At 68.6% G+C, this 12851-nt stretch carries 11 protein-coding genes; 3 read left to right on the top strand and 8 right to left on the bottom strand.

Annotated elements, in window-relative coordinates:
* Nucleotides 1-43: 43 nt before the first annotated feature.
* The 4 genes from E3O54_RS06510 to manA all read right to left on the bottom strand — a co-directional run bounded on the left by E3O54_RS06510 (nucleotide 44) and on the right by manA (nucleotide 4365).
* Entirely contained in the window at nucleotides 44-364 is a 321-nt protein-coding gene (locus E3O54_RS06510) for a WhiB family transcriptional regulator (RefSeq protein WP_134342688.1), read from the bottom strand.
* Between the two features lie 158 nt (nucleotides 365-522).
* Nucleotides 523-1497, bottom strand: a complete 975-nt coding sequence (gene galE / locus E3O54_RS06515; protein ID WP_134401199.1) for a UDP-glucose 4-epimerase GalE — start codon at nucleotides 1495-1497, stop codon at nucleotides 523-525.
* Nucleotides 1498-1810: 313 nt separating this feature from the next.
* Nucleotides 1811-2767, bottom strand: a complete 957-nt coding sequence (locus E3O54_RS06520) for a hypothetical protein (RefSeq protein WP_134401200.1) — start codon at nucleotides 2765-2767, stop codon at nucleotides 1811-1813.
* 257 nt (nucleotides 2768-3024) lie between these two features.
* Entirely contained in the window at nucleotides 3025-4365 is a 1341-nt protein-coding gene (manA, locus tag E3O54_RS06525) for a mannose-6-phosphate isomerase, class I (RefSeq protein WP_104100302.1), read from the bottom strand.
* A 133-nt stretch (nucleotides 4366-4498) separates the two neighbouring features.
* Between manA and E3O54_RS06530 the strand changes: the two genes are divergently transcribed.
* On the top strand, nucleotides 4499-5677 hold the full coding sequence (locus tag E3O54_RS06530) for an acyl-CoA dehydrogenase family protein (RefSeq protein ID WP_104100303.1): 1179 nt from the start codon (nucleotides 4499-4501) through the stop codon (nucleotides 5675-5677).
* 206 nt (nucleotides 5678-5883) lie between these two features.
* Here the strand turns inward: E3O54_RS06530 and E3O54_RS06535 are convergent, their stop codons facing one another.
* Together E3O54_RS06535 and E3O54_RS06540 are read right to left on the bottom strand one after the other, a co-directional pair.
* Nucleotides 5884-6189 carry a metal-sensitive transcriptional regulator gene (locus E3O54_RS06535; protein WP_104100304.1) on the bottom strand — a complete coding sequence of 102 codons (306 nt, stop codon included), beginning with the start codon at nucleotides 6187-6189 and terminating at the stop codon, nucleotides 5884-5886.
* Entirely contained in the window at nucleotides 6186-7862 is a 1677-nt protein-coding gene (locus E3O54_RS06540; protein ID WP_104100305.1) for an FAD-dependent oxidoreductase, read from the bottom strand. The genes E3O54_RS06535 and E3O54_RS06540 overlap by 4 nt, the downstream gene beginning before the upstream one ends.
* 80 nt (nucleotides 7863-7942) lie before the next feature.
* Here E3O54_RS06540 and E3O54_RS06545 point away from each other — a divergent pair, with 80 nt between their 5' ends.
* On the top strand, nucleotides 7943-9247 hold the full coding sequence (locus E3O54_RS06545; protein WP_104100306.1) for an O-antigen ligase: 1305 nt from the start codon (nucleotides 7943-7945) through the stop codon (nucleotides 9245-9247).
* A gap of 19 nt (nucleotides 9248-9266) precedes the next feature.
* The gene (locus E3O54_RS06550) at nucleotides 9267-10571 is read left to right on the top strand and encodes an O-antigen ligase (protein ID WP_134401201.1); all 1305 of its coding nucleotides are present in this window, start codon (nucleotides 9267-9269) and stop codon (nucleotides 10569-10571) included.
* A gap of 24 nt (nucleotides 10572-10595) precedes the next feature.
* Here the strand turns inward: E3O54_RS06550 and E3O54_RS06555 are convergent, their stop codons facing one another.
* A complete protein-coding gene (locus tag E3O54_RS06555) occupies nucleotides 10596-11630 on the bottom strand; it encodes a glycosyltransferase family 2 protein (RefSeq protein ID WP_134401202.1) in 1035 nt (344 codons plus the stop codon).
* Nucleotides 11630-12799, bottom strand: coding sequence for a glycosyltransferase family 2 protein (locus E3O54_RS06560; protein ID WP_241976776.1), 1170 nt, complete (start codon nucleotides 12797-12799; stop codon nucleotides 11630-11632). Before E3O54_RS06560 ends, E3O54_RS06555 begins: the two co-directional genes overlap by 1 nt.
* Nucleotides 12800-12851: the final 52 nt, after the last annotated feature.

Below are 12851 nucleotides of genomic sequence, written 5' to 3' on the forward strand. Positions count from 1 at the left end.
CCGGATTCGCATGCCGTGGGTCGTTTTACGGCCCGTCTGAGGCCTAGCTGGCCCGCTTGCGCAGTTTGCGCCGTTCCCGCTCGGACAGGCCGCCCCAGATTCCGAACCGCTCGTCGTTGGCGAGCGCGTATTGCAGGCACTGGGTTTTCACCTCGCACGAGGAGCAGATCTTCTTGGCATCGCGGGTCGACCCTCCCTTTTCGGGGAAGAACGCCTCCGGATCGGTCTGCGCGCAGAGCGAGTCCGATTGCCACGACAGAAGATCGCCGTCGCCCACTTCCTTACGGACCCCGGGAACACCCAGACGAACCGGGTCAATGAACCAGTCTTCCGGTACCCCGGCACGAGACTCTGATAGCGCCATATCGTCATCCACCCCACTGCAAAATGTGCCCAAAATTACGCGTCAGCCCTAATTACAGCCGTGTAATTCCTTGCCGTCAAGTCGCTGATACTAAACCGTCAATATTTGTTGGAGGGTTTCGACTCGCCCAAGAGCGAAAATCGGTGCGATTTGATTGGTCACAACGCTGAGACAGATGCCGCCTGCCGCGATTCCCAGGCGCTTTGCACCATCTCCTCCAGGCTGTGGCGCATGGCCCAGTCCAGATCGCGGGCCGCGAGTTCGCCGGAGGCGACGATCCGGTCGGGGTCGCCCGCGCGGCGCGGACCGATCACGGGCGCGAAGTCGATGCCGGTGACGGCCGCCACGGTGGACATGATCTGCCCCACCGACACTCCGTCGCCGCTGCCGAGGTTGTAGACGGGCAGCACCGGCTCGCCGGCGTCCAGGTGCCGGGCCGCGGCCACGTGCGAGAGGGCCAGGTCTGCCACGTGGATGTAGTCCCGCACGCACGTTCCGTCGGCGGTGGCGTAGTCGTCGCCGTTGATGCTCGGGATGCGGCCCTCCATCAGCGCGTCGAAGACGAGGGGGAAGAGGTTGTGCGGGCTGGTGTCGCGCAGGTCGAGCGCTCCGGACCCGACCACGTTGAAGTAGCGCAGCGCCGTGTAGCGCAGTCCGGCGGCGACGGCCTGGTCGCGCAGCAACCATTCGCCGATCAGTTTGGACTCACCGTAGGGAGATTCGGGGTTCTTCGGGGTTTCCTCGGTGACCAGGTCGGTGTGCGGGGTGCCGTAGACGGCCGCGCTCGAGGAGAACACCATCCGTTTGACCTCGCACTCCTGCATGACCGCCAGCAGGGTGGCCATGGCCGTGACGTTCTGCTCGTAGGTGTGCAGCGGGCGCTGCACCGAGACCCCGGCGTACTTGTAACCCGCGACGTGCACGACGCCGGTCACGGTGTGCTCGGCGAAGGTGCGCATCAGCAGCTCGCGGTCGAGGAGGGTGCCGCGCACAAACGGCACGTCGGCAGGCACGAATTCAGCGTGCCCGCTGGAGAGGTCGTCGATGACGACCACCTCGATGCCCTCTTTCAGGAAAGCACGAACGATGTGGGAACCGATGTATCCGGCACCTCCGGTGACAAGCCACGCCATCTGAACCTCGCAAGATCTGACGGCAATCAAGCACTGCCGCTCTGCAAGCCTAGCCTCGGTGGCGGGGCTGTCGCTGGTCGATCAGCGCGGCAGGTCGTCGGGGCGGGTCGCCCGGACGCCCGGCGCAGCCTGCCGCTGCCCGGCGCGAGTTCCCGGAGGGTGGCGGACGCGGGGGCGGGCAGGGTCGGGCAACGGATGGGGCCGTGATCGCGACGCGCGCGGGTGCGCCAGGCGGCTCGACCGCGAGCTGATCGGGTGCTCGCCGCGGCGCAGGGGCGACACCTGATGCGGGGGCCGGGAACCGACCCGGGCCCTAGCCGAGACGGTGGCGCGCCCGCAGCATCCGCTCGTGGAACGGCGGAAACGCTGCCGACGGCTCGCGCTGGTAGTCGTACTCCAGCGCCGTGACCATCGCCCGCACACACAACCCCCACTGTTTGCGAAGGAGCGTGTAGCTGAACCTCAGGGTGCGCCCGTTCTGGCTTGCAACCAGCAGATCGCGTTCCCGGTCGACCTCGAAGGCGATCGGATCGTCATGCCAGTCCTTCCCCTCGATCTCGACGAAGGTCGACGGCCCGATCTGGCCATCGAGATGCCCGACCCCGCTGACGAACGGTTGCGGAACGAAGGGGATGCCCGCGGCCAGGGCCTTGAGTCGGAATTCCGTTTCCCCACCCGCGGCGGCGCGTCCGTCGACCTCGTCACGCCAGGACTGAACCCGCAGCGGCGCGCGGGCGAAGATCCAGCCCAGGTCGTCGCGGATAATCCCGACGCCGTTTTCCTGGGCGCTGTGCAACGCGGCATCCAGACACACGATTGCGGTGACCCGGTCGTGGTTGTGCAGAATGCGCACCAGGGCCTCGTGCACGCTGGTACGCCACACGCAGTCGCCCCGTCCGTCGATCGCGTCGTCGCTCCACGTCACGCGACACCGCACACCGTCGAGCACATCCAGCCGTGCGCGCATGTCCGTCGGGCGCCGCAACCCGCGCGCGGCGCTGGGGACGCTGACGTGGAGCCTGCCGGTGGTCGGGGTCCAGATCCCGTAGGACTTCAGGCAGCTCAATCCGGCCAGCCGGCCTCCGATCCGGAACGCCTCGACGGCCGACGGCGGCGCCGACGGAACCGAGTACCAGCCCTTGCGCACCCGCACGACCGTTCCCCGGTTGACCTCGCCGCGGAGGTGCCCATCGCTCCAGCCTCGGGCGCGGAGTGCGGCGCGTTTGACGAAGAGTCCGTGGTCGAGGATGTCCCTGGTGAGTGAGCGCATGGCCCGCAGCCTCGCAGCGGAGTCGAACCCGCGCCGCGGCATCCGTCACCTTGGGGATAACACGCCGCCCCCACCGGGTCGGGGGGCACCGTTTCCCGCCCGGACGCTACCGATCAGACCGCCCCAGCACCCCCGCGCTGCTGCGCGGAAGGGCGACCGCGAACGAATTCGACGGAGATTTTGCTCCGAACAGCGCACAAACCGGCAAATAGCGGGTTCGAGCGCAAAATCTCCGTCGAATTGGTGGGGAGCCAGGGCTAGGGGGTCGTGGCCAGGAAGACCTCGCCGACGCCGGCGAACGTGAGCGTGCCTTCGTCGGGCGTGATGTAGACGGACTCGCCGCGCTTGAGGGCGACGGATGCCCCCGCACCGGCCACCAGGAATCCCCCGGCCGTGCAGATGGCGATCGCGGGCCCCGTCAGCGTGAACTGCCGCATCGGCACTCCCGCGCGAGAAGCCGCAGCCGCACGAGCACCAGCACCCGCATCCCCGGGAGAAGCCGCAGCCGCAGGCGCGCCCGCACCCCCGGCTTCCGCCGCGATGTGCACGAGCACGAAGTCGTCCACGTCGGGTCGGTACTCCGAGACGCCCGGAGACGACAGCACGGGCGGAAGGTACGGCACGGGCAGCGGCGTGAATTCGAGCACCTCGAGCAGTTCGTCGACGTCGATGTGCTTGGGGCTCAGCCCGCCGCGCAGCACGTTGTCCGAGGCGGCCATCAGCTCCACACCGAGGCCGGACAGGTAGGCGTGGATGTTCCCGGCAGGCAGGTAGAGCACCTCGCCTCGGCGCAGCGACACCCGGTTCGTCAGCAGCGAGATCACGATGCCGGGATCCCCCGGGTAGGCACGGGCCAGGTCCCGCACGGTGGCGAGTTCGAGCGGGTAGTCGAGGATCGCGCCGCTCTCGGCCAGGTCGGCCGCGCTGACGGCGAGGGCAACCACCCGCTCGACCAGCCAGGCCACCTCGCCGGAATCGCCGCCGCGGCCGTCGCGCAACAACCAGTCGACGCAGTCGCGCAGTGCGTCGTCGCCGAGCAGGTGCCGCTCGAGCGCATCGAGCGCGCCGGGCTGCGGGTCGTCCGAGGCCACGTCGAGGGCGCGCAGCTCGCCCAGGATGCCGCGGATCTCGACCGGCTCGCGGAACCCACAGAGGGCCTCGAAGGTGTCGCTCAGGGCGAAAATCACCTCGGGCTTATGGAACGGGTCGCGGTAGTTGCGGTCCGCCGCATCCTGCGGAATACCGGCCGCGTTCTCCAGGCCGAAGCCGATCCGTGCCCGCTCCGCGGTCGGGTGCGCCTGCAGCGAGAGCGGTCCCGCGGCGGCGAGGATCTTCAGGAGATACGGCAACCGCGGAGCAGCGGGCGCGGCGAGCGCGGCGCCGAGGGCCTCCTCCGGGGCTGCGTGGATCCAGTCCAGGAGGGTGTGGTGGCCGCCGACCTGCTCGGGGTCGGTGATGACGCTCGGCGATCCCGGGTGTGCGCCCAGCCAGAGTTCGGCCTCAGCTGTGCCCGACGGATCGTAGCCGAGCAGACCCGCGATGGCGGTGGTCGAACCCCAGGCATAGTGCCGCGGCGTATTGGTGATGCCCACAAACATGGCGCTCTCCTGCACTCTTAGGTTTAGACCAAACTACCAACCGCTTGCGGCGTGCCGGTTCCGCGACCGTAGGCTGCGAACATCCGCCGACCGCCGCACGCCGGCCGTCGCCACCTTTGCAATGGAGCACCTGATGACCTTCGAGCTACTTCCCAGCGACTTCTACGGCTACGAGAATCTGCTGACCGATCAGGAGAAGACCGCGCTCGCCAATCTGCGCGCCTACCTCGAGTCCGACGTTCGGCCCATCGTGAACGGATGCTGGGAGCGCGCCGAGTTCCCGGCCGAGGTCATCCGGCCGCTGGCGGCGCTCGGGGCCTACTCCTTCGGCTGGCCTGAGACCCGGCCCTTCCAGAACTCCGCGGTGTTCCGCGGCTTCGTGGCCCTGGAGACGGCGCGCGTGGACGCATCCGTCGCCACGTTCGTCGGCGTGCAGAACGGCCTCGCCTGCGGAACCGTCTCGGCGACCGGCTCGCCGGAGCAACGCGACGAGTGGCTGCCGCGCCTGGCGAGCGGGGAGCTCGTGGGGGCATTCGGGCTGACCGAGCCGCTCTCCGGCTCGGACGCGGCGCAGGGACTGCGCACGACGGCCACCCGCACCGGCGACACTTGGCTTCTGAACGGCGCCAAGCGCTGGATCGGCAACGCCACCTTTTCCGACATCACCATCATCTGGGCGAAAGACACCGCCGACGGCATGGTCAAGGGCTTCATCGTGACCACCGACACCCCCGGCTACAGCGCCACCCGCATCGAGGGCAAGATCAGCCTGCGCTCGGTGCAGAACGCCGACATCGTGCTCGAGAACGTGGTCGTGCCCGAAAAGAACCGGCTGCAGAACGCGAACTCGTTCAAGGACACCGCCAAGGTTCTGCGCCTGACCCGAGCCGAGGTGGCCTGGGCGGCCGTGGGAACGTCGATCGGCGCCTACGAGGCGGCCGTCGCGTACGCGAAGGAGCGCACGCAGTTCGGCAAGGAGATCGGCGGCCACCAGCTGGTGCAGGACCTGCTGGTGAAGTCGCTGGGCAACATCACCGCCAGCCTGGGCATGGTCGTGCGGGTCTCGCAGATGCTCGACGAGGGCAGCCAGCGCGACGAGCACGCCGCCCTGGCCAAGCTCTTCACGACTGCCCGGATGCGCGAAACGGTGGCCTGGTGCCGCGAACTATTCGGCGGCAACGGCATCGTGCTCTCGTACGATGTGGCGCGCTTCTTCTCCGACGCCGAGGCCGTCTACTCCTATGAGGGCACCCGGGAGATGAACACCCTGATCGTGGGGCGCAGCATCACCGGCCAGGCGGCCTTCGTCTAGGCGAGTCAGGGGCCGCGCCCGCCCTAGCCGCGAGCCCCGAGCCCCGAGTCCCGAACCCCGAGCCCCGAACCGCGAGCCCCGAGCCCCGAACGAATTCGACGGAGATTTTGGCCAAACTAGTCCCCAGAACCCCGAAAAAGCGCTTTCACGGGAGAATCTCCGTCGAATTGGTTCAACGCCGAGCGGGCCCGACTCGCGTCGGGAGGCTACGCCAGCGTCAGGAAGAGCTTCTCCAGCTCCTCGACCGTGAGGGAGTTCTCCCCCTGCGGGTTGTCGAGGCACTCGCGCATCGCCGTGGAGACGATGACGAAACCGGCCTTGTCGAGGGCGCTGGACACGGCGGCGAGCTGAGTGACGACATCCTTGCAGCTGCCGCCGGCCTCGACGGCGGTGATGACCGCCGCGAGCTGGCCCTGGGCCCGGCGCAACCGGTTGAGGATCTTCTTCTGGTTCTGTTCCCCAGCGACGTCGGCAGCAGCGACGTCGGCAGCGGTAGCGGTGATTTCGGTCATGCCGGAATCCTTTCAGACTTGGCGGCGATGACGGGCATCAGGCCGAGAGCGGTTTCGCCGGCGATCCAGGTGCGGTAGCCGCCGTCGAGGTTCTGCACGTCCAGCCCGTTCTGGCTCAAAATGCGTGCGGCCGTGTGCCCGCGCTGGCCCACCTGGCAGTGCACGATCACAGGTGCGTCGGGCAGCTCGGCCAGGCGGTCCCGCAGTTCGTCCACCGGAACGTTGATCGCGCCGGGAATGTTCCCGGCGGCGAACTCCGCCGCCGAGCGCACATCCACGAGCACCGCGCCCGCGGCCCGGGCGGCGGCCAGCTCGTGCCACTGCAGCGCACGCGTCGTTCCCGCGGCAAGGTTGTCGGCGACATAGCCGAGCTGGTTGATCGGGTCCTTCGCCGACGCGTACTGCGGCGCGTAAGCCAGCTCGAGGCGGGTGAGAGCGGATGCCGTCAGTCCGCCGGTCATCGCCGTCGCCAAGATGTCGATGCGCTTGTCGACGCCGCTGCCGCCGACGATCTGGGCGCCGAGGATGGCATCCGTCGCCGGGTCGACCAGGAGCTTCATCGACATGCCCTCGGCGCCGGGGTAGTAGGTGGCGTGCGACGCCGGGTGGGTGTGCACGACCCGGTGCGCGCGGCCGCGCTGCACGAGACGCTTCTCGCTCCAGCCGACCATGGCCGCCGTCAGGCCGAAGATGCCGAGGATGGCGGTTCCGAGCACCGGGGAGGCCGACGCGGGCTCGCCGGCGATGCTGTCGGCGGCCGCCCGGCCGTGCCGGTTTGCGAGGCCGGCCATGGTGATCAGGATGCCGCTGTCGTCGACGGCGTCGATCTTCTCGACGCCGTCGCCGACCGCGTAGATCGACGGGTCGTTGGTCTGCTGACTGCCATCGACGGCGATACCGCCGCTCGCGCCGATCGTGATGCCCGCCCGGGCGGCGAGCGAGGTGTCGGGGAGCACGCCGACGGAGTCGATGACGAGGTCGGCCGGAACGACGGATCCGTCGCTGAGCTTGACTCCCGCGTCGGCGGCGGCGACGACGGTCGTGTTCAGGCGTACGTCAACGCCCCGCAAGAGCAGCTCGTCGAAGATCGGCGCGGCCATCTCGGCGTCGAAGGGCCCGAAGACCTGGGAGCCGAACTCGACCAGGGTCACGTGCACGCCGCGGCGAACGAGGTTTTCGACGGCCTCCAAGCCGATGAACCCGGCGCCGATGACGACGGCGGAGGCCTGACCCGTGACGCCGGCCAGCAGAGCGGTGATGTGGTCGACGTCGTCGACCGTGCGCAGGGTGCGAGTGGCGAGGCCGGCCGGGGTGATCCCGGTTCGGGCCGTCGCTCCGGCAGCCAGGATGAGGCGGTCGTACGTCTCGGTGATCTCGGCGCCGGTCTGCGTTTGGCGCACGGAGACCGTCTTCGCCTCCCGGTCGATCGCCGTGACCTCGTGGTCGACGCGCACGTCGAGGCGGAAGCGGGCCCCGAGGGATGCCGGGGTCTGGAGTAAAAGATTGCTGCGGTCCGTGATCACGCCGCCCACGTAATAGGGAAGTCCGCAGTTTGCGAACGAGACATAGTGGCCGCGTTCAAATACAATGATGTCTGCCGTCTCGTCCAGCCGACGCAACCGCGTCGCCGCCGACATTCCGCCCGCAACTCCACCAACAATGATCGTTTTCATTCGAACCTCCGGAATAAGTATACCCCAGGGGGTATAGAAAATGATCGGTGACCGCCCCGGCACGCTCTAGCCTTAGACACATGCCCGCCGTCCAGAGCCGATTCGTCGTTCGCACCTTCGCGACGCTCGTCTTTTTCTCCGTCCTGGCCGGCCAGTTCTGGCGCAGCCTGTTCGGCTGGTGGGGCTACGGCGCGATCGCGCTGGTCATCGTCGTGAGCAGCGTCGTCGCCCTCGTCAAATTGAACCCGGACTGGATGTGGTCGCGGTTCCCGAAATCGCTCATCGCCTTCCTCGGTCTGGCCACCCTGTCGCTGGCCTGGTCGTTCTACCTCGGCGCTTCCCTGATCGGAGTCACCCTGCAGTGGGCAACCACGCTGGCCGCACTGTTCCTCGCCCTGTGCCTGAGTTGGGCAGAGCTGCTGCGCACGCTCGCCGCCGCACTGCGCTGGATCCTCGCCCTGTCCCTCGCCTTCGAGCTCATCGTCGCCCTGTTCGTGCGGCAGGCCGTGCTCCCCTTCTGGGTCGACTACGGCACCCGCAACGTGCCGGAGTCGTACTACTGGACCCGCGGTATCCTGCTGCAGGGCGGGCCAATCGAGGGCATCGTCGCCAACCGCAATTTGCTCGGGTTCGTGGCACTGATCGCCGTGATCGTCTTCGCCGTTCAGCTCGCCGCCGGCACCGTGAGCCGCAACTGGGGTCTGGCGTGGCTGGGCCTCGGGGTGTTCGTGCTGCTGCTGACCCGGTCCGCGACCGTGACGCTTGCTGCTGCCGCCGTCGCCGCAGCGCTGCTTTTCGCCCTCTGGGCCCGCCGCCGGCTCCCCGAGGGGCGCCGGCCGGTGTACCTGGTGGCCGGGGCATCCGTGGTCGTCGGCGGTGTCGGCCTGGTGGCCCTCACCCCGCAGCTCCTCGCCCTGCTCGGCAAATCCGCCGACCTCACCGGCCGCCTCGACATCTGGCGCAGCGTGGCCGGGCTGGCCGCCGAGCGCCCGGTGTTCGGCTGGGGGTGGGTGAGCTACTGGGCCCCCTGGGTCGAACCCTTCGAGGGTCTCGCCGTGCGCCGCGGCGTCGTCTACCTTCAGGCGCACAACGCCTGGCTCGACGTCTGGCTTCAGCTGGGCGTCCTCGGGCTGATCATCTTCGCCGCCGCCGTTTTCTCCACGCTGTGGCGCTGCTGGTTCCTCGCGGTCGACCGGCCCAGGCGCGCCCTCGCCGACACGGAACCCTACGCGGCCTCCGCCCTGCTCCCGCTGCTGCTCCTGGTAGCCCTGATCGCCCAGAGCCTGGCCGAAAGCCGCATCCTGATTGAGTCCGGCTGGCTGCTGCTGGTCGTGCTCGCCGTGATCACGAAGCGACAGCAGGCAACCAATCAACGGATGCCTTAGGCGGTAGCGTGGGAACGTCATGACCTACCGCGCGTATCCCCCCGCCGTGCCGGACCAGTTCACACGGCTGTTCGCCTCCCCCAAGTTCGCCTCCTCGCTGGCGCTGGTCATCATCGGCTTCGCCTTTTCGACCACTGCCCTGCGCGCCGTGATCGGCCCGCCCGGCGTCGTCGGCATTCTCGTGGGCCTCGTCGTGCTGGCCGCGTTCTCGCTCACCGCCCGCTGGGCCGGCGTCGACTGGCACGGGCTCCTGCCGATCTCGATCATGGTCTTCGTGGGCTGGTGTGCCCTGTCGGTGCTGTGGTCCAGCTACCCGCTGCACACCCTCAGCGCCTCGCTCTACCAGCTCGCCTTCACCTTTTTGGCCATCTACATCGCCCTGGCCCGCGACACCATCCAGGTCGTGCGCGCCACCGGCGACGTGCTGCGGGTGCTGCTCGGAGTGTCCCTGGCTCTGGAGGTGCTCTCCGGCCTGCTGCTCGACACGCCCTTCGTCTTCCTCGGCATCCAGGGCAACATCGACTCTTTCGGGCCCGTGCAGGGCCTCTTCGGCTCCCGCAACGTGTTTGGGTTGGTCTCGCTGATCGCGGCGGTCACTTTCGCGGTCGAGCTGCGGTCCCGGTCGGTGCGGCGCGGGCTCGGCATCGGCTCCATCGCCCTGGCCGTGTTCGGCCTGCTACTCACCCGCTCCCCCGTCATCCTCGTGGTGGCCCTGTTCGTGGGCCTCGCCGCGCTGGCGCTGATCTGGCTGCGCGCCACGCCCGCCGCGAACCGGTGGCTGCTACAGATCGGGCTGCTCGGCGGCACCGTCGTGGCCGGCATCATCGCGATTGCGGCCCGCGCGCGCATCACCGACCAGCTGAACGCGGGCAGCGAGTTCGAGGCCCGCACCACACTCTGGGGCGAAATCTGGCGTCTGGCCATGCTGAACCCGCTCGAGGGCTGGGGCTGGGCCGGTCTCTGGCCCATCGACGTCACGCCCTACGGCTGGCTCAGCTTCGTCACCGGGCGCCCGCAGGCCTCCGCGCTGAACGCGTTCCTCGACGTCTACTTCCAGGTCGGCCTGGTCGGCCTCCTGTCGTTCCTCGCGCTCGTGACGCTCGCCTTCTGGCGGTCGTGGCTGCTCGCCTCGGACAAACGCTCGATAGTCTATGTCTGGTCGCCGCTGGTGCTGGTGACCCTGCTGGTCACCTCGGCGGCCGAAAGCACTGTTCTGGTCGACTTCGGCTGGCTGCTGCTGCTGATCTGCGCCGTGAAGGCCGCGCAGGGCAAGAGCTGGCGCAGCCTGTTGCAGCCCACCCCGCACCGGCACCCGGAGAACTGAGCAAGGGCCGACCCGAGCGAAAGCTCAGACCGGCTGCACCAGGTCGCGCAGCATGTCCTGCAGGCCGAGGCCGAAGCGACGGTAGTCGCCGGCACGCCAGCCCGCGAAAACGGACGCGACCCGGGCCGCGCGCAGGGCCGGAAGGGTGCTGCGCCGGCGTTCGTGGGCCAGCTTGGCGTCGATCAGGGCGAGCGTTCCGGCTGCCGGCGCAGGCTGCAGCTGCGCCGCCCGCGCCTGCAGCGCCTGAGCTCGGGCCAGCAAACGGGCGTTGCGCGCCGTGCGCGGCGCCCGCAGCCGGCCAAGCCTGCCGGCCGCGTCGAGGCTGGAGGCGCCGATCTGGTTTCCTGCGTGCTGGCGGTAGTCCAGCAGCGGGATTTCAAGCAGGTCGACCTCGCCGGTCGCGGCGGCAACGATCGCCAGCCATTCGTCGTGCACCCACGCCGCCGGAAACGGTCGTGCACGCTGCACCAGCCCGCGGCGCAGCATCACGGTGGCGCCGGTTACGATGTTGCGGCGCAGCAGGATGTCGAAGGCGTTCCCCTCATGCTCCGCGGCACGCTCCGCGGCGGTGACCCCCAGGGTGGCGAGCAGGGTGCGGTCCGTCGGCAGGCCCGCCTCGTCGACGAGTCGGGCATCCGTATGCAGCAGTTGCAGGTCCGGGCGAGCCCGGAACTCGGCGATCAGCAGGGCCAGCCGCTCCGGGGGCCACACGTCATCCTGGTCGCTGAGCGCGATCAGCTCGCCCGTGCAGTCAGTGAGCGCCTGCTCGAAGTTCGCGGTGACGCCCAGCGGCGCAGAGTTGCGGATCAGGCGCAGGGTCACGGCCTGCCGCGGATGCTCTACCTTCCAGGCGGCGAAGACGCTTTCCACCTCAGCCGGGGTGTCGTCAGTGGAGCCGTCGTCGGAGACGACGATCTCGTCGGCGGGCGCGGTCTGGCCGAGGATGCTGCGCAGCTGCTCCTCGATGAACGCGGAGCCGTTGTAGGTGCAGAGGGCCACAGACACGCGCGGCAGGGATGCTCCGGGCGCGCGCGACGAGGAAGCGGTGGAGCGAGCCATCAGCGTCGCTTCAGGCCGACCGACAGCACGCCGAGGAAGAGGCCGCCCATGACCGTCTGCGAGCCCAGCATCATCAGTAGGGCAGATGGGATGGCCACCCGCACGGTGGCACCGGCCTCAAGCGCGCCATAACCGCCCGCCGCCCAGCCGACCAGCTGCGACAAGGCTATGCCCAGGCCGATCAGGAACAGCACGACCCCGAGGATCGCACCGCTCTCGAGGCTGATGCGTTTCTCGAGCCGTTCGAAGTTGCGGCTGCGGGGGATGCGGAACCCCTCGTGCTGGGCGTAGATCTTGGTGAGCAGGGCGAACAGGAAGGCCTGGTAGCCGACGACCGCCAGGGCGGCCAGGTAGATCTGACTGGAGTAGGTGAAGCCCACCTCCCCCACCACGACGGGTCCGAAGCCGAGCAGCACGGTGCCGACCAGGCCGATCAGGAACGCGGAGATGCCGGGGATCAGGAACAGCCAGCGCGGGCTGAAGATGAGCAGGAACCGCAGGTGCCGCCAGCCGTCCCGCCAGCTGCGCAGGTGCGGCGGCCGGCTGCGGCCGTCCTTCTTGAGCGTGGTCGGCACTTCGCTCACCCGGGACCCACCGAGTGTGGACTTGACCACCATCTCGCTGGCGAACTCCATGCCCGAGGTCTGCAAGTGCAGGGCAAGCATCGACTGGCGGTTGAAGCCGCGCAGCCCGCAGTGGAAATCCTTGATCGGGGAACGGAACAGGGAGCGCCCGATCCACGACAGCACCGGGTTTCCGAGGTACCGGTGCAGCGGCGGCATGGCGCCGGGTTCGATGCCGCCGCGAAAGCGGTTGCCCATGACCAGTTCATCGCTCGCACGCAGCCGCTCAACGAAACCGTCGAGTTCGCTGAAGTCGTAGCTGTCGTCGGCGTCACCCATGATCACATAGGTGCCGTGGGCGGCCTCCATGCCTACGATGAGAGCGCTGCCGTAGCCTTTTTCCGTGACATTCACGACCCGGGCCCCGTGCGCCTCGGCGATCTGCTGCGACCCGTCAGTGCTGCCGTTGTCGGCGATCAGGACCTCACCGGTGATGCCGCTTCGCCGCAGATATCCCTGGGCCTTGTCGATGCAGATCGCAAGCGTCTCGGCCTCATTGAGGCACGGCATCAGGATCGAAAGTTCAATGGTTGCGGTGATTGTCATGCTCGCTGCAAGTCCCGTCATTGTTGGTCTGGCCCCCTCATCGTACAGACTG

The sequence above is a fragment of the Cryobacterium sp. TMT2-4 genome, assembly GCF_004402575.1.
Taxonomy (GTDB): Bacteria; Actinomycetota; Actinomycetes; order Actinomycetales; family Microbacteriaceae; genus Cryobacterium; species Cryobacterium sandaracinum.

Bases quoted from the DNA above. Each gene is read 5' to 3' on its own strand.
- E3O54_RS06510 (WP_134342688.1), bottom strand. From the start codon at position 364: ATGGCGCTATCAGAGTCTCGTGCCGGGGTACCGGAAGACTGGTTCATT.
- galE (WP_134401199.1), bottom strand. From the start codon at position 1,497: ATGGCGTGGCTTGTCACCGGAGGTGCCGGATACATCGGTTCCCACATC.
- E3O54_RS06520 (WP_134401200.1), bottom strand. From the start codon at position 2,767: ATGCGCTCACTCACCAGGGACATCCTCGACCACGGACTCTTCGTCAAA.
- manA (WP_104100302.1), bottom strand. From the start codon at position 4,365: ATGTTTGTGGGCATCACCAATACGCCGCGGCACTATGCCTGGGGTTCG.
- E3O54_RS06530 (WP_104100303.1), top strand. From the start codon at position 4,499: ATGACCTTCGAGCTACTTCCCAGCGACTTCTACGGCTACGAGAATCTG.
- E3O54_RS06535 (WP_104100304.1), bottom strand. From the start codon at position 6,189: ATGACCGAAATCACCGCTACCGCTGCCGACGTCGCTGCTGCCGACGTC.
- E3O54_RS06540 (WP_104100305.1), bottom strand. From the start codon at position 7,862: ATGAAAACGATCATTGTTGGTGGAGTTGCGGGCGGAATGTCGGCGGCG.
- E3O54_RS06545 (WP_104100306.1), top strand. From the start codon at position 7,943: ATGCCCGCCGTCCAGAGCCGATTCGTCGTTCGCACCTTCGCGACGCTC.
- E3O54_RS06550 (WP_134401201.1), top strand. From the start codon at position 9,267: ATGACCTACCGCGCGTATCCCCCCGCCGTGCCGGACCAGTTCACACGG.
- E3O54_RS06555 (WP_134401202.1), bottom strand. From the start codon at position 11,630: ATGGCTCGCTCCACCGCTTCCTCGTCGCGCGCGCCCGGAGCATCCCTG.
- E3O54_RS06560 (WP_241976776.1), bottom strand. From the start codon at position 12,799: ATGACAATCACCGCAACCATTGAACTTTCGATCCTGATGCCGTGCCTC.